18 protein-coding genes and 4 pseudogenes are annotated in these 18,988 nt (G+C 69.4%); 10 read left to right on the top strand and 12 right to left on the bottom strand.

Translation table 11 applies throughout. The annotated features are described in order from the left end of the window. The first annotated feature begins 114 nt into the window (after positions 1-114). Positions 115-633 carry a single-stranded DNA-binding protein gene (locus ELQ39_RS20865; protein ID WP_242593350.1) on the top strand — a complete coding sequence of 173 codons (519 nt, stop codon included), beginning with the start codon at positions 115-117 and terminating at the stop codon, positions 631-633. A gap of 279 nt (positions 634-912) precedes the next feature. Continuing rightward, complete coding sequence (locus ELQ39_RS20870; RefSeq protein WP_242593352.1) at positions 913-2,334, top strand: Cys-Gln thioester bond-forming surface protein; 1,422 nt, start codon at positions 913-915, stop codon at positions 2,332-2,334. Between the two features lie 37 nt (positions 2,335-2,371). Here the strand turns inward: ELQ39_RS20870 and ELQ39_RS20875 are convergent, their stop codons facing one another. From ELQ39_RS20875 to ELQ39_RS20885, 3 genes and pseudogenes are all read right to left on the bottom strand, one after another. Further along, positions 2,372-2,872: a hypothetical protein gene (locus ELQ39_RS20875; protein WP_242595639.1), complete on the bottom strand. Its 501-nt coding sequence runs from the start codon at positions 2,870-2,872 to the stop codon at positions 2,372-2,374. After that, the gene (locus tag ELQ39_RS20880) at positions 2,869-3,045 is read right to left on the bottom strand and encodes a hypothetical protein (RefSeq protein ID WP_242595707.1); all 177 of its coding nucleotides are present in this window, start codon (positions 3,043-3,045) and stop codon (positions 2,869-2,871) included. Before ELQ39_RS20880 ends, ELQ39_RS20875 begins: the two co-directional genes overlap by 4 nt. A 16-nt stretch (positions 3,046-3,061) precedes the next feature. Further along, positions 3,062-3,344 (bottom strand): annotated as a pseudogene (locus ELQ39_RS20885) (phosphotransferase); the annotation flags it as partial. A gap of 1,448 nt (positions 3,345-4,792) precedes the next feature. Here ELQ39_RS20885 and ELQ39_RS20890 point away from each other — a divergent pair. The 4 genes from ELQ39_RS20890 (at position 4,793) to ELQ39_RS20905 (ending at position 7,872) form a co-directional block, all read left to right on the top strand. After that, the gene (locus tag ELQ39_RS20890) at positions 4,793-5,074 is read left to right on the top strand and encodes a DUF6578 domain-containing protein (protein ID WP_242593355.1); all 282 of its coding nucleotides are present in this window, start codon (positions 4,793-4,795) and stop codon (positions 5,072-5,074) included. A 462-nt stretch (positions 5,075-5,536) separates the two neighbouring features. Beyond that, the gene (locus ELQ39_RS20895; RefSeq protein ID WP_242593357.1) at positions 5,537-6,442 is read left to right on the top strand and encodes a nucleotidyltransferase domain-containing protein; all 906 of its coding nucleotides are present in this window, start codon (positions 5,537-5,539) and stop codon (positions 6,440-6,442) included. A gap of 2 nt (positions 6,443-6,444) precedes the next feature. Then, positions 6,445-7,089, top strand: coding sequence for a hypothetical protein (locus tag ELQ39_RS20900; RefSeq protein ID WP_242593359.1), 645 nt, complete (start codon positions 6,445-6,447; stop codon positions 7,087-7,089). Between the two features lie 441 nt (positions 7,090-7,530). Beyond that, positions 7,531-7,872 carry a hypothetical protein gene (locus tag ELQ39_RS20905; RefSeq protein WP_242593361.1) on the top strand — a complete coding sequence of 114 codons (342 nt, stop codon included), beginning with the start codon at positions 7,531-7,533 and terminating at the stop codon, positions 7,870-7,872. 550 nt (positions 7,873-8,422) lie between these two features. Here ELQ39_RS20905 and ELQ39_RS20915 read toward each other — a convergent pair. The 5 genes and pseudogenes from ELQ39_RS20915 to ELQ39_RS20935 form a co-directional block, all read right to left on the bottom strand. Further along, entirely contained in the window at positions 8,423-8,812 is a 390-nt protein-coding gene (locus ELQ39_RS20915; RefSeq protein WP_242593365.1) for a hypothetical protein, read from the bottom strand. Further along, positions 8,809-9,538 (bottom strand): annotated as a pseudogene (locus tag ELQ39_RS20920) (GntR family transcriptional regulator). The gene ELQ39_RS20915 and the pseudogene ELQ39_RS20920 overlap by 4 nt, the downstream one beginning before the upstream one ends. Further along, positions 9,507-9,776, bottom strand: coding sequence for a hypothetical protein (locus ELQ39_RS20925; protein WP_242595640.1), 270 nt, complete (start codon positions 9,774-9,776; stop codon positions 9,507-9,509). Before ELQ39_RS20925 ends, ELQ39_RS20920 begins: the two are co-directional and overlap by 32 nt. Before the next feature lie 193 nt (positions 9,777-9,969). Beyond that, positions 9,970-10,266: a hypothetical protein gene (locus ELQ39_RS20930; RefSeq protein WP_242593367.1), complete on the bottom strand. Its 297-nt coding sequence runs from the start codon at positions 10,264-10,266 to the stop codon at positions 9,970-9,972. Positions 10,267-10,278: 12 nt separating this feature from the next. Continuing rightward, positions 10,279-10,526, bottom strand: a pseudogene (locus tag ELQ39_RS20935) (hypothetical protein). Between the two features lie 110 nt (positions 10,527-10,636). Between ELQ39_RS20935 and ELQ39_RS20940 the strand changes: the two are divergent. Beyond that, the gene (locus ELQ39_RS20940) at positions 10,637-11,392 is read left to right on the top strand and encodes a GntR family transcriptional regulator (protein ID WP_242593369.1); all 756 of its coding nucleotides are present in this window, start codon (positions 10,637-10,639) and stop codon (positions 11,390-11,392) included. Between the two features lie 6 nt (positions 11,393-11,398). Here the strand turns inward: ELQ39_RS20940 and ELQ39_RS20945 are convergent, their stop codons facing one another. Together ELQ39_RS20945 and ELQ39_RS32585 are read right to left on the bottom strand one after the other, a co-directional pair. Next, positions 11,399-11,866 carry a DUF4240 domain-containing protein gene (locus ELQ39_RS20945; protein ID WP_242595641.1) on the bottom strand — a complete coding sequence of 156 codons (468 nt, stop codon included), beginning with the start codon at positions 11,864-11,866 and terminating at the stop codon, positions 11,399-11,401. Between the two features lie 68 nt (positions 11,867-11,934). Next, positions 11,935-12,192 (bottom strand): annotated as a pseudogene (locus tag ELQ39_RS32585) (hypothetical protein); the annotation flags it as partial. Between the two features lie 242 nt (positions 12,193-12,434). Between ELQ39_RS32585 and ettA the strand changes: the two are divergent. Genes ettA through ELQ39_RS20965 form a run of 3 tightly spaced genes read left to right on the top strand, consistent with a single transcriptional unit; the run spans position 12,435 to position 15,191 of the window. Then, a complete protein-coding gene (ettA, locus tag ELQ39_RS20955) occupies positions 12,435-14,099 on the top strand; it encodes an energy-dependent translational throttle protein EttA (protein ID WP_225629257.1) in 1,665 nt (554 codons plus the stop codon). A gap of 4 nt (positions 14,100-14,103) precedes the next feature. Continuing rightward, positions 14,104-14,529, top strand: coding sequence for an acyl-CoA thioesterase (locus tag ELQ39_RS20960; protein WP_006134697.1), 426 nt, complete (start codon positions 14,104-14,106; stop codon positions 14,527-14,529). Beyond that, positions 14,526-15,191, top strand: a complete 666-nt coding sequence (locus ELQ39_RS20965) for a hypothetical protein (RefSeq protein ID WP_242593371.1) — start codon at positions 14,526-14,528, stop codon at positions 15,189-15,191. The genes ELQ39_RS20960 and ELQ39_RS20965 overlap by 4 nt, the downstream gene beginning before the upstream one ends. Before the next feature lie 15 nt (positions 15,192-15,206). On the opposite strand, the gene ELQ39_RS20970 is transcribed toward ELQ39_RS20965, so the two are convergent. Both ELQ39_RS20970 and ELQ39_RS20975 read right to left on the bottom strand, forming a co-directional pair. Further along, positions 15,207-16,184 carry an ABC transporter ATP-binding protein gene (locus ELQ39_RS20970; protein WP_190000675.1) on the bottom strand — a complete coding sequence of 326 codons (978 nt, stop codon included), beginning with the start codon at positions 16,182-16,184 and terminating at the stop codon, positions 15,207-15,209. Positions 16,185-16,224: 40 nt separating this feature from the next. Further along, entirely contained in the window at positions 16,225-18,978 is a 2,754-nt protein-coding gene (locus ELQ39_RS20975) for an ABC transporter permease (RefSeq protein ID WP_242595642.1), read from the bottom strand. Positions 18,979-18,988 lie beyond the last annotated feature (10 nt).

Genomic DNA, 18,988 nt, shown 5'->3' on the forward strand with positions numbered 1-18,988 from the left:
GAGACGTTCCGAGGTCACCGCGCCAGACGGCAGCCGTACGGGACGGACCCGTACGCGTATCCGCCCGGCGCCGGTGAGCGAGCCGGCGGGGTCCGGGCCAGGGAGGGAAACGCGATGAACGAGACGATGGTGTGCGTGGTGGGCAACGTGGCGACGCGGCCCGTGTACCGGGAGACGGTCTCCGGACCCTCGGCGAGGTTCCGGATCGCGGTCACCGCGCGCTACTGGGACCGGGAGAAGAACAGCTGGGCCGACGGACACACCAACTTCTTCACGGTGTGGGCCAACCGGCAGCTCGCCACCAACGCGGCGGCGTCCCTCTCGGTGGGCGAACCGGTGATCGTGCAGGGCCGGTTGAAGGTGCGGACGGAGACGCGGGAGGGCCAGCCCGGCTGGATGTCGGCGGACATCGACGCGGTGTCCGTCGGGCACGACCTGGCCCGCGGCACGACCGCCTTCCGCCGCACGCCGCGCCCCGAGTCGAACCACGCGTCGGACCGCTCGGAACCCGCCTGGGAAACAGATGCGGCGCCGTCACCGCCGGTCGACGGGTCGGCGACGGACGGGGCCACGGACGCCCACAACAGTGACGCGGCGGGTCAACTGCGGCCGGAAGTCACCCTGGTGACGTGAAATCAACGGTGACGGACTCCGGCACGACGGCTGTCCGAACCGAGGCTTATCGACGGATCGATGCTGAACCGTCCTACGGGGATTTGTCGATAAGCCCTGTTCGGCGATGTCCCGGCGATAACGATTCCGATTCGGATCATCGCTGCGACGCGATCACCGGCAAGCGCTGTCCGAGGGCTCCTTAGGATGCCGGGCATGGCTCCGGGGGTTCTCGGGGCCGGAGATTCTGCTGGTGGGACCGTCCCCCCACGTAACGGGTCCTGCTCGGAAGGAAATTCGGTGTCTGTTTCGTTCTCCGCGCGGCGCCTGCGCGGACGTGGGTCGGCCCGCCTCGCAGCGGGGACGCTGGTGACGGGGATCGTCGCCACCACCGTGCTCGCCGGTGCCGGAACGGCCTCCGCGGACGACCCCGGGACGATGCCGCAGCACAACGGAGCAGCCGCGACGATCGACGGGCTCAAGACGTACGGCGCGGCCGTCATCCACGGGGCCGCCGGTGACACGCAGGTGTCGGCGGGACTGTTCGAGATGTCCGTCGAGGGCGGCGGCATGCTGCAGACCTACTGCGTCGACATCCACACCCCCACCCAGCAGGACGCCAAGTACCACGAGACCGCCTGGAGCGGCACCTCGCTCGGCACCAACAAGGACGCCGGCCGGATCCTCTGGATCCTCGAGCACTCCTACCCGCAGGTGAACGACCTGGCGTCACTCGCGAAGAAGGCAGGCGTCCGGGGCCAGCTCACCGAGCAGGACGCCGCGGCCGGCACCCAGGTCGCGATATGGCGGTACTCCGACGGCGTGGACGTCGACGCGCTCGACCCGCAGGCCGAGCAGCTCGCCGACTACCTGGAGAAGAAGGCGAAGAAGGTGGCGGAGCCGCAGGCGTCGCTGACCCTGGACCCGCCGGTCGTCGCCGGCCGTCCGGGCGAGCGGCTCGGCCCGGTCACCGTCCGCACCGACGCGCGGAGCGTCACGGTCTCCCCGCCCGCGGACGCGGCCACCTCCGGCATACGGATCGTGGACGCCAAGGGCGTACCCGTCACCACCGCCGGCAACGGCAGCAAGCTGTACGTCGAGGTCCCCGAGGACGCGGAGACGGGCACCGCCCAGCTGACCGTGCAGGCGGCGACGAGCGTGCCGGTCGGCCGTGCCTTCGTCTCCGAGAGCCGGAGCCAGACGCAGATCCTTGCCGGGTCCAGCGAGTCGACCGTCTCCGCGACGGCGAGCGCCGGCTGGACGGCGGAGGGCGCGATACCCGCGGTCTCGGCCCGGGAGAACTGCGCCGCTGGCGCGGTGGACGTCACGGTCGCCAACCAGGGTGACGCCGCGTTCGCCTTCGAGCTGGCGGGCGCCGAGTACACGGTGGAGGCCGGCAGCTCCCACACGGTGACGGTCCCGCTGAACGAGGACCAGCCGTACGACTTCACCGTCGAGGGACCGGGCGGTTTCCAGCAGCGCTTCACCGGGATGCTCGACTGCCGTACGCGGGCCGCCGAGGCGGGGACGACGACCCAGACCCTCTCGGGTCCGACGCCGGTCCCGGTCTCCGCCCCGGACACGGACACCAACCTCGCCGAGACCGGCGCGTCCGGCGCCACTCCGTGGATCACCGGCACCGCCATCGCGCTGGTCGTCCTCGGCGGTGCGGGCCTTGTCTTCACCCGCCGGCGGCAGGGCGCCTCCGGCGACAACGGCTGACCGAGGACGGGACGCGGGGCTCGGGCCCCGCGGTGCCTCACGACGGGCGGTCGAGGGCGGCGAGCCAGTCGCTGAGGGCGAGGAAGTCGGAGTCCTGGAGCCCTCGGGCCGGGTCCACGCGATGGAGCAGCACCGGCCCGGGGTGGGCGGCGGCGACCCACAGACGGTCGACGGCGCCGATCTCGTCGTCGACCCAGACGAACGGCCGGCCGCGGGCCCACCCGACGAGTGGGCGGGTCTTCCAGTGCAGACCGTGAAGGCTCGGCTCGTCGGCCTCCGGCCACTCCAGCACCGGCAGCTTCGGCAGCCCGAGGCGCGGGGCGACGACCGCGTTCGCCTCCTCCATCCACGTGGTGGCCCAGACGAGCGAGCAGCTCAGGGCGAGCAGGCGGGGGCCGACGGTGGGGTCGAGCCGGGAGAGCAGGGGGTTGCCGTGGTCGGGGACTGATTCCGTGAGTGAGGGCTGTGCGGGCCCGAAGGGGATCAGCGGGCCGTCGACGTCGAGGAAGAGGAGGGGACGCTTCGCTGCGACACTCATGACGCGGCACTCATGCGGGGTGACGGCGGCTGCGCCGCCAGGGTGACCATGACGACCATGGGGTCGAACTCCTTGAACGAGAGGGCGTCGAGCGCGGAGTCGTGGGGGCCGCCGGGCTGATCCAGTACTTCGAGGGCGGCTGTGTCGTCCGGGGCCGAGGAGTGCGCGCACATGACCATGGGGTGATCGCTTGGGGAAGCGGGCGGACGGTTCGCCGGAGCGCACCGGGGTCGGCACCGGGAGCGGCAGGCGCGGGGCCAGCACGGGCAGCCACCGCCGGCTCGTTGAGCTGGAGCTCCGGGGTGGGGTCCATGCGCTGCACACGCACCGCCAGCTCGTCCCCGAGGCGCCACATCTGGTTGCCCCAGCCGCCCGCCACCTCGCGGATGGAGAGGCCCGCCAGGTCCGGATGCTGCTCCCGCAACAGGTCGCGGACCAGATCCGCGGTGATCTCGATCTCGCCGTCGGTCATGCGCCTGCACAGTACGGGAGTGATCGGGCGCCGTGACCGACCGTAACGGTTCCGCCGCGCCCCGCACAGCGTACGCGCAGGTCAGGGCCCTGCCGGGATACGGGTTTCCCCCCAGCTGGTGGGTGTTGAGTCCGTCCAGGCGCTCGCCGGAGTTGTGGAGCACAAGCGTGCTGCCAAGGGGGGTCTTGATCACCGCGTCGTGGTTCGGCAGGGCCAGCCACGACTTTACCCGCCAGCATGGCCGCCTCCAGCTCATCGAGGGGCCGGAACTCACGTATCTGATCACGGAACAGCTTGGCAAGGATGTGATCCCTGGGCCGTTTCCCCCGAAGAGGCGCCCCTAGCGCTGAGACCGGCGGGCCGCCCACTCAGACCGAGGAGCTGGGTCGTCCCTGGGCCGTCCGATGTCGCTCGACAGTGGCCAATGACGATTAACGCCGGCCACCAGGCGCACAAGTACACCAACCCTGAGCAGGGAAAAACGCAGGTCATCAAGATCCCCGGCAAGACCCAGGGCAAGAAGAAGTGGCCTTGGTCTCTCGACAGCTGCAGACTCAGAGCACTATGGGAAAACGACTGAAGTCACAGTCAAAAAAGGGGGAACTGTGTATCTCTGCCCGCACTGTACTCAGCCCATCGAACCGACTGAGCACGGGCTCGTTGCTCCTCACCTCTTGACCACATTCAGTGATCTTCGCTGCAAGGGAGAAGGCCAGCGACCTGTGTGGGACGAGAAGGCGGCGCGGCATGATGCTCAACCCGCACAACGACCCTCCCAGTATCTCGCGGCGCCCGAGTGGTTGCCGTCCTGGCAGCAGCGGCACGTGGCGGCTCTTTCCCTCCCGGCGTCCGGTGCGCTGCGTATCTGGTTGCCGCACACCACCTCTCTGGGACACATCGCTTCGATCGACGACATGATGAGGACCCGCACACGGCCGGTGTGGGACCCGCAGCGCGAGTGCTGGACAGTCCCGAAGAACCACTTTTTAGTAATGGTCGGAAGGCTTCTTGGTCGGCATAGGCACTTGATCCTGGGACGCGAGTACAATCCGAATGAAAAATGTAATTCGAGATGCAAAAACGGCCAAGGCCCTTACTGTACTTGTTCGTGCCTAGCGAAGTATCACGGACATGGTCGCTGGATGAAGGGCTTCACTCCAGTTGAAGAGTTCAGAACCAGGTACCGCGGCGAGTCCTGGAACTGGATGGTTGTCACGCACGCTGCCAATGAACGCGCGCGACCAGCCGGGCACCGGGTTGACATCAGCATCTGACATCAACGGCCGCAAACGATGACGCCCAGAGACGGTCACGGAGGGATCGAGGAGCCCACCCCAAGCCTCGTTCCAGCACGCCAATCCACGAGGTGATCGAACTCCTAAGGCGGGTGTCGCCGATCACGCGCGAGGCCCCTGATGCGCTCCGGACGCTCGGCGGACAATGGCGACATGACGTTGACGGTTTGGGACGATGACTGGCAGATCCAGTGCTGCGGACAGAGCTTCGCGTCAGAGGATGTTGTCTCCTGGACGCTGCTGGAGGTCGATCCGGAGGAGTACGCCGACGTCGTTGGCAGCGAACGTGCGGATGAGATCGACTTCCGCGAGGAGCATCACGGCCAACCTGACAGGTGGGCGAAGGCCAGGCCGGACGTTAGCTTCGCGGGCTATCTGGTGACCGCCCGGCGCGCCACAGACGGGCCGGAGGGTGCGGCTGCTTGCGGCCGATGAAGGAGCCGGCGTGACAGGCTCCCTGTCCGGTCGCTGTGTGGCAACTCGTACCGCATCCCAACGACCGACCCCGTCCGGTAGCGTCCCTCCAGTGCCTCAGAGCGGGCGGTATGACCGTCGCTGACCGATCGGACCAGAGCTATGCATCAGGTGGTCTTCTGCCACAGGCACCAGCAAGGCGCAGCACCAGTGCGTGTCTAACTGCGTGACAACGCCCACGAACAACGGCGAACAAGCCCGAACGCCTACGGACCATCAGCCCAGGTGAGAGGCACCCAAGCCCAAGGCAGCGCCCCCACCCAAGTTGCTTCGGGACGAAGAGGTCATGTGCGCGATTGCCGCCACAGGCGCTCGATCTCCGGCCCGGACCGAGACGTCGGGTGAGTTTTCTGCTGTAGGCAGGTTTGTCAGACCCCGCTCGTACGCTGTCCCCGGCACGGGGCCGGAAGTAGGGAGAGGTTCATGGCACGACAACTGACGTACGCTCAACGGCTCGCACTGATCAGCAAGTGGAAGAACCCTCCAGGACCTTCCGAGCAGGCGCGGTTGGAGCGGGCTGAGCGCATGGTGAAGGACGCGGTCAGGCGGCATGAGCCGTTCCGAGGGCTCGACATCACGGTCGCGGCGAAGGGTTCCTACCCCAACAAGACGAATGTCCGCGGTGACAGCGACGTGGACATCATGGTGAAGCTCAACGACCCCTGCCACACCGACGGCCTAGCGTCATGGTGGTGGGGCCAGCCAGCCCGGTATACGGGGCCGTGGACCAAGGCCAAGCTCCGCGAGGAAGTCCACGCCGCTCTCACCAGCTACTTCGGATGGGTAGACGCGGAACACAACATCGCCTTCTACGTACCGGAGGTCCTCGGCAGCCGTCCCAGCATTGACGTGGTGCCGTGCTTCAAGTGGGTGAAGTACGACCTCGCTGCACCTGAGGGCGAGCACGCGGGGAGCGTCGTCTACGGACGCAACGGCAAGCAAATCATCAACTGGCCCGAGCTTCAGCTAACCAACGGCCGCACGAAGAACACCAACACCAGTTATCGGTACAAGTTCGTGGTGCGGGTCCTGAAGAACGTGGAAAACGACCTCGCTGCAGAGGGCGTCATCAAGGCGCTGCCGTCGTATTTCTCCGAGTGCCTGATCTACAACGTCCCCGATCACATCTTCCTCGCTGGTGACCTGGACGACGCGGTCCGCTCCAGCTTGAAGGAGGTCTACCGGCAGCTCAGCTCCTTCATGGGGCCTCAGGTCATGTGGGAGCCGAACGGAATGAAGAGGGTCTTCGGCGAAGACCAGAAGTGGAACGTAAAGGACGCCCGCGAGCTGATCGAAGGCGCCTGGCACTACCTCGGCTACGGAGACTGACGATGAGCACGGCCAGCAACATCCGCACCGGCGCCACCATCGCCGCCACCCTCTATACGATCATCCTGGTCGTCCTGGGCCTGTACCCGTCGCAGTTCCGGTACCTGTTCGCCTACATCCCGGCCGCTGTCGGATACTGCGTCGTCGTCTTCGACAAGTGGGCCTGGCACTGGCCCGTCATCCACCGCTTGACCGGTCGGCCCTGGGTCACCGGCACCTGGCGTGTGGTGTTGTCCCCGAGCCCGGCCAGCCACATCCCCAAGGGGGGCAACCGAGGCCCGATCATCACTTATATGACGATCGAGCAGACCTTCTGGAGCCTGCACGCCACGCTCCGCACCAAGGAAAGCACCTCCCGGTCGAACAACGCCACCATTGGCTCACCTGAGAACTCTGGTACGGCCGAGATCGGGTTCCTGTACGACAACACGCCGCGCGTAGAACACCAGCACCGCAGCCCCAGGCACGAAGGGGCCTGCCGGATCTCTGTCACGGGCCTGACCCCACGAGTTGCCACCGGGCACTACTACACCAGCCGTTTCACCGCCGGCGACATGGATTACACCCTGCTCAACCGCTCCACCGACTACGGCACCTTTGCCGAAGCACAAGCCGCCGACCCAGAACACGCCAGCACGAGCACCTGAGCGCGACCACCGCCACCGCATCGCGCAGCACGAGAAGGAGACAGCCCCGGGCGTAATCCGTAGACTCGTCCCGCCTGATATGGCACTTGCAGGGCCGTGACCTTCTGCGTTGCCCAGGTCCCAAGCGGTCTCCGGAGCTGTGTGTTGGTCCTGGATCAGGCCGTTGCCAACGACGGTGGACAACACCCGACAGCGCGGCTGAGGCCAGTGGGGGCGAAACGAGGCATACGTGCGCCTGATCGATCGGCGCAGCCACCACCGTGTCTGGCTGTCGTCGGCTGAGGCACAGGTGAACTCCGTCAGTGTTGCCAGTTCACTGGCCGACCCGGTGGGCTGCCCCCTTCACACCGGGTCGCTGCTGCAGGTCTACAGGTGTCGGCCGCTGAAGGTAACACCAGCCCACTTGACAACTACACTATTAACTCAGTTGTCTACCGCCTTATGGACTTCACTGTGATTGCTCACGCGGTAGAGGTGGACCACGGCATCAAACGCCTCTCGATGCGCTTCATCAAGAAATACGCCGCACCAGACAGGGAGCGGCTCAGCGCTGCACTGCGTGAGGAGATCAGCAAGGAGCTCGACAGGCAAGGCTTGATGACGCTGCCGAAGACGCTCCCTCCGTCCGAGAATGAGTTCGTGTTCGTCATCAAGAAGGACAGCCCACTCGGCCAAGTCGTCTCTATGGCTACCTTGGTGGCGGGCATGGAGAAGCTGGGCATGACGTCGTTCCCACCTGGCATGTTCGAAAGCTTTCCTGAGACCTTGAAACACCTAACGTGACATCCACAACTGACATCAACGATGGTGGACACCAGCAGCCACGTATGGCTTCCCGAGACTGATACGTCCGTGGGGATCCACTATGTAGCCGAGCAGCGATCGAACTGCTAAGGCGGTGCTCACTCGCCAGCAGCTCAGGGCAAGGAGGAGAAGCCGGCGGACTGGTCGAGGTGAAACGGCGAGCCCGCGTGAGTGGGCATCCAACCCTGTCGTAGAGCGGATGCAATGGCATGGGCGACATGGGAGGGCAGTACCGGGTTACCCAGGCCCCCGAGCCAGTTGCTGAGGTGAGGCTGGTTCGTGGTGACGACAAGAGTCGTCCCAGGAGCATCCGCATGCTCCACGGCGTAAGTGCACGGTGACCAGCACAGTGCCTGGCTGTAGGTGGGTCTGCGTCGCAGCCGCCAGCGGTAGGCCGTGCCGTCGACGACTATGCGCCGTGCTCCCTTGCGTCCCAGTGCCATGCCTGTCCCTTCGATCCCAGGATGCTAGCGAACCCAACTCGACGGAGGAGCAGTGCGATTTCGGGCCGCCTCTGGGTCATCCAGGATCACCCGACTCCGGCCGCCAACGACAGAAGCCCACGGCATCCGAACTGGTCGGAGCCGTGGGCTTCTTCCGGCCCGCCGGTCAGCGGGGGGCGTTGATCGGTAGACCTGCTGTCCAGACGGTGACCGCGGCTGGTCGCAACTCGGGGCGTGTCCCGTAGAGCTCCGGTCAGGTCCTTCGTCAGGAGTCGCAGGTCGTCGGGGTCCGTTTCTGCCTGGGCGAGGATGTCCAACGCTCGGTCCAGGAGGGCGGTTGCCATGCCGAGTTGCGCTGACTCGATGTTGTCTGCCAGGCGGGACATGTTGCCGCCGTTGTCGTCGGTGCTGAGAAAGCACGGCTTGCCGTCGGGGCCCGTCCAGGGGAGGAGCCGCAGTTCGTGCGACGTCGTCATGCTTCCGCGGGCCTCTCGTCGATCATGTGGTGAGTGGTGAACACCGCGTCGGCGCGGTCTCCCGGTAGCACGAGGAGGGCCGCCTCGACCACGCGTCCAGCGACGTCGGCCGTACGGCGGGTGATGGAGAGGACTGCCAGGGCGGAGCTGATGCGGAGCGTGGATGCCTCCTCCGGTGTCGGGAGGCGGACGCTGATCTGCTCCCGGACTTCAGCCGGCGGCGGGCGAAGTTCCATGGCCCGTCATGATCTCCTCGTACGGGAGTGACTTGCGGAGTGCGGCGGCCGGCGCCAGGTCACAAGGGACGTAGATGCGAGCCAGGCTGTGAGGCCCCTCGTCCTCATGGCCGAGGCAGAGGATCTCCGTCAGAGCACTGCCGGTCGGCATCTTCAGCAGGGACGCGAGATGCCCGTGGGCCCGGACCCGGGTGGTGCGGACGGTGACGCTCAGGGGTGCGAAATCCACGATGCGCGTGTCCGGTGTCCGGCCCCCTCCTACGTACGTGATCCTGCGGACCGGACGGCGAATGAAGTTCCCCTTGCCGTGGACCTTCTCGACGAGGCCTTCCGCCTGGAGCACGGCGAGGGCGTTCCGCAATGTCGGTGTGCTCACCGTGTACTGCGCGGCCAAGTGCGCCTCAGAAGGCAGGCGGTCGCCGGGCTTGAGCCGTCCGGTGACGATCCGGTCCCGGAGGTCATCGGCGATGGTGTCGCGTCGCGAGGGCATGGGCTGGATCACCGCCTCTTACTCGCACGAGCCGCAGGGCCACGAGCCGGGTCATCGTGTGGATGGTCAGCAACTCACCCGAGTCGAAAACGAGTCGCTTTGCTCCACCGGGCAGCTGGAAGAGGTCGCTCACCCGGCACTGCTGGCCCCCGACCTGGATGACGTCGCCGCGCTGCACGCTGACCGAGGTGATCTCGACAGGGGAAAGCACCGCGCCACCGAGTGCCGTCACCTTCACCGTGCCGCCTCCGTCGGTACGGGGCACTTGGCGATCGTGTGGCACGAGCAGTCGCAGGCTTCGTAGATCACTGGCACATCGACCGGCGCGGTGGCCGGGGACGACTCCGCGGAGGCGTGGTGCGTGCCGATCCGGCACGAGGCTGATCGGTAGGAGTCAGGCCCCGGCACGTGAGGCTGTTGGCGGGGCGGCATCAGTGGTCACCTGCCGAGGCGTACCAGGGAGCGGCGAGGGGGGCGCAGCTCACGGGCGCCGAGCGGTGCTGTGCGCGGGCCTCACTGGCCAGGACGTACGGGCGGACGAGCGCCGTTTCCTCCCCCACGAGAAGGCCCGTGTGCTCGCGGTGTCGGCGTAGGAACAGCACCGCACCGTGGGCGACTTCAGGGGAAGCGGCCACGGGCCGCACAGGCGTTGCGGAGCGGCGGTGCCGGCCCTTGTAGAGGTACCGCTCCCTGAGGTGCGAGGCGGTACGGCGGATACGATTGAGCACGGTGTTCAGCTCCTATCGCTGATGGCCCGGTCCCCCGACATCGCCCGTCGCGGGGACCGTTTGCGTACGACCGCCCAGAGGGTGCGGTCGTTCGAACTGGTGGCGTGGAGGCCGAAGCGGTCGGCATCGGCCACCGCTTCCAGGACCTCCCGCCATGACTCGGCGGAGAGTGGTTCCGGCACCTCCGCCTCGATGGCCGTGCAGTCGTCGCGCTCCTCCACGCGGGTGGCGAGCCCGACGGCCGATAACCGGGCTGCGATGGCCTCCGCGCGCTCCTTGGAAGCAGGCGCAGGGCAGCCCTCCGGTTAGCGGCGATCACTTTGAGTGAAGCTAGTTAACTAGATTAGAGCTAGTGGACTAGATTTTCCATATGCCTGAGCAACCGCCCTATCTCCGCATCGCCGACGAGCTACGGCGGCGGATCGCGGAGCACGAGTGGGTACCGGGGGACCGGCTCCCCTCCCGCGCCCAGATCGGCCAGGAGTACGGCGTCGGTGACAACGTGGTGCGCCGGGCACAGGAGTTGCTGATCTCCCAAGGTGTGCTGGAGGGGCGCGCCGGTTCCGGCACCTACGTCGCCGAGCCACGGCAGCGCGTGCGCGTGGTCCGGTCATCCGCGCGGGAACAGCCCAGCGGCTCCCCGTTCCGGGCGGACATGAAGGCCGTGGGCAGGCAGGGCGACTGGGAGAGCCGGACCGAGGCCAAGGTTCCGGCACCGGCGGAGATCGCCACGCGGCTCGGTATCGCCGAAGGTGAACTGTGCGTGCGGACCGCGTACGAATTCCTGGCCGACGGCCGGCCGGTGCAGCTGTCGACGAGCTGGGAGCCGTACGACCTCACCGCCGGCACTCTCGTCGTCCTCCCCGAGGGAGGGCCGCACGCCGGGGCAGGGGTCGTGAACCGCATGGCGGAGATCGGCATCACCGTCAGCCACGCCGTGGAACAGCCGGAGCCCCGGCAGGCGACCGCCGAGGAGGCTTCACTTCTGGGCGTCCAGAAGGGCGCACTCGTCACACACATCCGGCGGACGTACTACAGCGACCAGGGGCGGCCCGTGGAGACGGCGGATATCGTCGTGCCCGCCGCGCTCTGCGAGATCGTCTACGAGATCCCCATTGCGCGGTAGTTCGGTTCAGTCCCGCAGATGGGGCCAGCCGTCCCGGTTGGAGAAGCTCTCGAAGCAGTACCGGGTCGAGCGGTTCCACTCCTCACCAGTGGCCAGCTCGTACGCCATGTCCGGCACATACAGAAGCCATTCGCCGTCGTGTTCGCTGGAGGTGTACGGGGCGAACTTGGCAGCATCGAAGAAGACGCTCTCCCATACAGCTTGCCCCGCGGCCACCACAGCGCAGCGGGCATACAGGAACACGTCGGCCGACTGCGGGAAAAAGCTACCGAATCGGGCCGTCAGGTCAACGACGGGGAGGCAGCCGAACTTCTCCTGGTCCAGACGGTAGAGAGCCTCGGCATGGCGTTCCGCGAAGCCGATGATGTCGGAGACGGAGCGGCGGCTCAGTTCTGCGGCGAGGTGTCGGCAGTTCGCTTGGGTGGCCTCACCATTCAGGGTGGCTATCAGTGCCCAGAAGTCGGCCCATGTCATTCTCACGGGCGCAGAATGCCAGGGCGGTCTGACACCCACGGCTGACAGGCGGATGGGGGGCGGTGGTGCCTCGGCGCCAGCAGCAGGGCAGCGCAGGTGACGGCCGCCTCTTCCATCCAGGTCGTCGCCCGCACGAGATGGCAGCCCAGAACCATGAGGCGTGCCCCGATCCCAGGGTCGAGCCGGGCCAGCAGTGGGTTCCCTTGATCGGTAGCCCTCACGGCGGCGGCAGCGGCGGCCCGTGGGTGGCCGGACGACGATCCGAACGGAATCAGTGGGCCATCGACGTCGAGGAAGAGGAGAGGGCGCTCTGCCGTGCTGGTCACGACAGCACGGCAGCCCGGCACGGTGGGGGAACGGCATCCTCGGGCCGGGCCGTCCCTGGGCCGTGCGAGGGTGCCCGAGGCCCACCGGTGGCGACCGACAGTGACCGGTGAGGCTCAGGCGTCATCCGGGAAAGGCCAGGTCAGGGCCACCGGACGGAACGGGTTTCCCCCAAGGGGTGGCGGTCGGGCAAGATGGGGTGTATCTGCCCACTGCCAGATTTCAAGTTGCCGGACGGTTTCTCTTGGCTGAGTTCATTTACACCATGCGCAAGGCGCGCAAAGCGCACGGCGACAAGGTGATCCTCGACGACGTCACCCTGAGCTTCCTGCCGGGGGCGAAGATCGGTGTCGTCGGTCCGAACGGCGCCGGTAAGTCGACCGTTCTGAAGATCATGGCGGGGCTGGAGCAGCCGTCGAACGGCGACGCGTTCCTCACCCCCGGCTACACCGTGGGCATCCTGCTCCAGGAGCCGCCGCTGGACGAGTCGAAGACGGTCCTGGAGAACGTGCAGGACGGCGTCGCCGAGGTCAAGGGCAAGCTCGACCGGTTCAACGAGATCGCCGAGCAGATGGCGACCGACTACTCCGACGCGCTGCTCGAGGAGATGGGCAAGCTGCAGGAGGAGCTGGACCACGCGAACGCCTGGGACCTCGACGCCCAGCTCGAGCAGGCCATGGACGCCCTGGGCTGCCCGCCCGGCGACTGGCCCGTCACCAACCTCTCCGGCGGTGAGAAGCGCCGCGTCGCGCTCTGCAAGCTGCTGCTGGAGCAGCCCGACCTGCTGCTGCTCGACGAGCCCACCAACCACCTCGACGCCGAGTCGGTGAACTGGCTGGAGCAGCACCTCGCCAAGTACGAGGGCACCGTCGTGGCCGTGACCCACGACCGGTACTTCCTGGACAACGTCGCCGGGTGGATCTGCGAGGTCGACCGCGGCCGTCTGCACGGCTACGAGGGCAACTACTCCAAGTACCTCGAGACCAAGGCCGCCCGCCTCAAGGTCGAGGGCCAGAAGGACGCCAAGCGGCAGAAGCGGCTCAAGGAAGAGCTCGAGTGGGTGCGGTCCAACGCCAAGGGGCGCCAGGCCAAGTCCAAGGCGCGTCTGGCCCGCTACGAGGAGATGGCCGCCGAGGCCGACAAGATGCGGAAGCTGGACTTCGAGGAGATCCAGATCCCGCCGGGCCCGCGCCTGGGCAACGTCGTGGTCGAGGTCAACAACCTCACCAAGGGCTTCGGCGACAAGCTCCTCATCGACGACCTCAGCTTCACCCTGCCCCGTAACGGCATCGTCGGCATCATCGGCCCCAACGGCGCCGGCAAGACCACGCTGTTCAAGATGATCCAGGGGATCGAGCAGCCCGACTCCGGGTCCATCAAGGTCGGCGACACCGTCAAGATCTCGTACGTCGACCAGAGCCGCGAGAACATCGACGCCAAGAAGACGCTGTGGGAGGTCGTCTCCGACGGCCTCGACTACATCAACGTCGGCCAGGTCGAGATGCCGAGCCGGGCGTACGTGTCCGCGTTCGGCTTCAAGGGCCCGGACCAGCAGAAGCCGGCCGGTGTGCTGTCCGGCGGTGAGCGCAACCGCCTCAACCTGGCGCTCACCCTGAAGCAGGGCGGCAACCTGCTGCTTCTCGACGAGCCGACCAACGACCTCGACGTCGAGACCCTCTCCTCCCTGGAGAACGCGCTGCTGGAGTTCCCCGGCTGCGCCGTGGTCGTCTCCCACGACCGGTGGTTCCTCGACCGCGTGGCCACGCACATCCTCGCCTACGAGGGCGACTCCAAGTGGTTCTGGTTCGAGGGCAACTTCGAGTCGTACGAGAAGAACAAGATCGAGCGGCTCGGCCCGGACGCCGCCCGTCCGCACCGCGCCACCTACAAGAAGCTGACCCGGGGCTGATCTCTTGCGGCACATCTACCGCTGCCCGCTGCGCTGGGCGGACATGGACGCGTACGGCCACGTCAACAACGTGGTGTTCCTCCGCTATCTGGAGGAGGCCCGTATCGACTTCCTGTTCCGCCCGGAGAAGGACTTCAAGCAGGGGTCCGTGGTGGCGCGCCACGAGATCGACTACAAGCGGCAGCTCGTGCACCGGCACCACCCGGTCGACATCGAGCTGTGGGTCACGGAGATCAGGGCGGCGTCCTTCACCCTCACCTACGAGGTGAAGGACGACGACCTGGTCTACGTCCGCGCGTCGACGGTGATCGTGCCGTTCGACTTCGAGGCACAGCGTCCCCGGCGGCTCACCGCGGAGGAGCGCGAGTTCCTCCAGGAGTACACGGACGACGCCACCGCCGGTGACAAGGAGGAGGCCGTCGCCGCATGACGGTGCTCCACCTCGCCGACGAGGGGGAGGCCGCGGATCTCGCGGCCTTCCTGTCCCGGCTGCTGCACTACGACCGCGGCGCCGCCGTCCGCCTCCAGGCGGCCGGCACGGCGTTCGCGGTCTTCGGCCGTCCCCCCTCGTTCGAGGTGCTGGCGATCCGCGCCGTGCGGCTGGCCAAACCGTACGAGAACGGGCTCGACGTCACCCTGGACGTGACCGTGTCCGCCGGTGAGCTGCTGGAGTCGGTGGACGAGTCCGCCGCCACGGCGGCCGTGCCGGCGGCGGTCACCGGGCCGCCGTGGGCGGGGGTGCTCCCGCCGCGCGGCGGCTGGAGGCCCGAGCCCGGCCTTCCCGAGCCCGAGCGGCTGCGCCGGCTCGTCGCCGCATCGGTCGCCGAATTCCGCTCCCGCACCGAGCAGTTGGCGCCGGAGCAGCGCACGCGCGCCGAACTCGACCGCATCGGGCGGGAGATATGGTCCCGCACGGTCGCGGACACCGGTCTGCCGGTGCGCGCCGTGCACGCCGCCCAGTCGCTCGGCTTCCTGCGGGGCGACGAGCGGGCCCTGTTCTCGTCCGGGGCGTGGCTGCGGCTGCGGACGCCCTACGGGTCCGTCGCCGTCCGACGGTCGGGTGCGGGCGCTCTCGGACTCAGCGTCCGCTGACGCCCCGCACCCGCCTCACCGTTCCTCCCGCCCGCTGTCGTCCGGGCGGACGGCGATGTGGTCCGGCTCCAGTTCCAGCGCCACCCGGTCGCGCATGCCGAGCGCGCTGGTGTACTCGGCCGGGAGCTGGAGGCGGCCCGCCCGGTCCAGCATCGCGTACTCGCGGGCGACCACCTTCTCGTCGCCGGTGGCCTCGTCCACCTCGCTGCGGCGCAGCACCTCCGTCGAGGTGCGGCCGTCGCGGATGGCGACCGTGCGGCTGACCTCGTTCGCCACCGCCTGGTCGTGGGTGACGATCACGACGGTCGTGCCGAGCCGCTCGTTGGCCGTGCGGAACGCGGCGAAGATCTGCTCACCGGTGTGCGAGTCCAGCTCGCCGGTCGGCTCGTCCGCGAGCAGCACCGCGGGGTCGCCCGCCAGGGCCACGGCGATGGCGACCCGCTGCTGCTGGCCGCCGGACATCTCATGGGGGCGCCGGTCCCGGCAGTCCGCCACCTCCAGCATCTCCAGCAGGTCCAGGGCGCGTTCGGCGCGGGCCCGGCGCGCGGACCGCGAGCGTCCGCCGGGGCGGCCGGAGAGCTGCATCGGCAGCGCCACGTTCTGCGCCGACGTCAGATATGGCAGCAGATTGCGCGAGGTCTGCTGCCATACGAAGCCGACGACCTCACGGCGGTAGGCGAGCCGGTCCCGCGCGGACATCGTCAGCAGGTCGCGGCCCGCCACCCGGGCCGCGCCGGCCGTGGGCGTGTCCAGGCCGGCCAGGATGTTCATCAGGGTCGACTTGCCGCTGCCGGACGCCCCCACCAGCGCCATCAGCTCGCCCTCCCGCACCAGCAGGTCGAGCCCCTGGAGCGCCTGCACCTCCACGCCGTCCGCGGTGAACACGCGGACCAGACGGTCGCAGGTGATGAGCGCGTCATGGCCGTAGGCGGGCCGGTCGCGGCGGGCCGTGACGCGCTCGGTGAGGTCGGCGAGGGTCGGGTCCGAGGTCATCGGGAGCCTCCTGCGGGGAGAAACACGGAGTCGGGCGGGGTCATCGCGCGTCACCCGCCCGGAGTTCGCGCACCGCGCCCCTGCGCCCCGACCACCAGGCCTGGGCCGCCGCGACACCGACGGTCAGGGCGACCACCGCCAGCGCCGGCACCAGCAGGGACACCTGGTCGGCGCGCAGCAGGGCACGTCCCGCATCAGGCGCGCCCGAGGCGACCGCGACGGTCGTCAGGTCGATGCCGTGCGCCAGCAGCCGGATCGCCGCCCACGCGGTGAGGGCGCCGCCCACCGCGGCGAGCAGCGCCTGCGGCAGCGACTCCAGGATCAGCAGCCGCCTGCCCTGGGCACGGGTGAGGCCCATGGTGCGCAGCCGGGCCAGCAGCGCGGCGCGTTCCGGTGCGGCGCGCAGCAGGGTCAGCAGCAGGGCGAGCGCGGCGTACCCGGCGCCCGCCCCCACCGCGGCCGCGTAGACGCGCTCGGCGCCGGTCTGCAGGGGCGACTCGACGGTGGCGGCGACCACGTCCGACCGGAGCCGCACGTGCGCGTCACCGCCCGCGGCCTTCTTCAGCGCCGCCGCGTCCGGGTGGTCGCCGGTGACCAGCAGCCCGGTGGGCGGTTCGAGGCCGGCGCGCAGGGCGGAGCCGTCCACCACCAGGAAGTCGTCCGCGCCGAGCGCCGGCGTCCAGGCGCGCACCGCCACGACCTGCGCGGTGAAGGAGTCGCCGTCGTCCAGGATCACCGGGAACGGGTCGTCGCCGAACCGCTCCGCCAGCGCGGGCGAGCCCAGCGCGGGCACCGCGTCCTCACCGTCCGCCTCCAGCGTGTCCGCGTCGAAGGCGCCGTCGTCCAGGCGGCCGCTCAGCGCCGCGTACGCGTCCGGTTCGACCCCGGCCAGCGACACCCGCTGGTTCCCGGCGAGCGCGTTGTAGGAGACCTTCACGGGGGTGACGTCCTCGACGCCGGGGGCGCGCCGTACGCGTTCCTCGACGTCCGCCGCTCCCTCGTCGAGGTTGTCGACGCGGGCGTCGGCGCCGACGGCGAACACGGCGGCGCGCTCCCGGGCGTCGGTCACCCCGGCCAGGACCGAGCCGCCGAACGCGGCGGTGGTCAGCGCGGTCAGCAGCGCGAGCAGCGGCAGCACCGTGGAACCGTCCGCGCGCCCGGCCCGGGCCAGCGACAGCGGCCCGACCACACCCCGCATCCGCCGCGCCGGGCGCGCCAGGCCGCGCAGCGGCAGCGGATACAGGCGCACCAGCACCAGGGCGGCGATCACCGCCACCAGCACGGGGGCCGACGACACCAGTTCGTCGCCGGTGGGGTCGCCGTCGGCGGACGTGCCGCGCGTCCGCAGCGTCAGCACCGCGCCCGCCGCCACGGCCAGCAGCGTCACCTCGGCGACCAGGCGTCCCTTGGACGGACGGGCCCGGACGACGTCCTCGCGGCCGGTGTGCACCCCCACCGCACGGTGGACGGCCAGGGCGCGCAGCGGAAGCGCGAGGGCGGCGACCAGGGCTACGGCGCCCGCCGCGGCCGCGGACTGCAGGGGCCGGCCGGTGCCGACGGCGAGCCGGGCGGCCAGCAGGCCGAGTGCGGCCGCGGGCACGGCGACCACGGCCGTCTCCGCGAGGAGCCGGCCCGCCAGACCGCGGAGCGAGGCACCGCGGGCGCGCAGCAGGGTGAGTTCGGCGCGGCGCCGCTCGGCCGCGAGTCCGCCCGCCATGCACAGGACCACGGCCGCGACCGTGCCGGTCCCGAAGGCGGCGACCGCGACGAGGGGACCGATGGCCGACCGGAGGCCCTCGTAGCCGCCGAGCACGTCGTCGAGGTCGGTGGACACGTCCAGGTGCGGCGAGACGGTGGCGGTGACCCGCTCCAGCAGCGGCCCGCCCTCCATGGAGGCGACGGACGACGTCAGATCCCTCAGGTCACGGCCCTGGAGGGCCGAGAGATCGGGGGCCAGCGTCCAGTACCGCGCGGGCGCTCCCGGGGTGCCCAGCAGCGCCGGGCCCGCGTCCGGCGCCAGCAGCAGGGCGCCGGCCCAGTACTGGCTGGGCACGGGGCCCTGGGTGACCATGCGGTGCGGCCGGACCAGTCCGGGCAGTGTGGACCAGTAGGCCCCGTCCGGTTCACGGGGAGCGACCAGGCCGGTGACGCGCACGGCGAGCGGGTCGCCCTCCGCCCGGGGGAGGTGGACGACCGAGCCCACCCGGATGTTCAGCGTCGCGGCCGTCCCGGTGGTGACGGCGGCCTCCAGGGCGGCGGCTTCGGGACCGGGGTCCTCGGGGGCCCGCGGCAGCCGGCCCTGCGTGAGCCGGGAGTGCGCGGCGACGCCGCCCTGGGCGACGAGGTGGAACACCGGTGCGACGCCGTCCGGCTGGGACAGGTACCGGTCGGGGGCCTCCAGGGGCCGGGTGGTGCGCACCCCGGCCGACGACTGGTCCACCTCCAGCGGCAGCGCGCGTCCCGGCAGCGTGAGCAGCTTGGCGAACGGGCCCTCCACCCGGTCCCGGGAGAGCCGGTCCTCCCACGGCTCGTCGCTCAGATACAGGTCGGCGTCCGACGTCTGGATCTGAACGCTGGTGCGGGTGGGCCCCGCGGCCTCCAGCGCGCGGCGCACCCCCTCCTCGTCGTACCGCTCCAGCGTGGGCGGCAGCGCGGCGGCGAGGAACGCGGTCACCGCGACCAGCAGGGCGAGCGCCGCAGCGGCGCCCGGCGCGGTCCGCAGCCGGGTGCGCACCCAGGGCACGGTCACCCGTGAGGCGGCCGTCCGCGGCCGTCCGGAGGGCCGTTCGGTCACCTCACTCACC

The sequence above is a fragment of the Streptomyces sp. GB4-14 genome (assembly GCF_022696125.1).
In the GTDB taxonomy this organism is placed as follows: domain Bacteria; phylum Actinomycetota; class Actinomycetes; order Streptomycetales; family Streptomycetaceae; genus Streptomyces; species Streptomyces werraensis.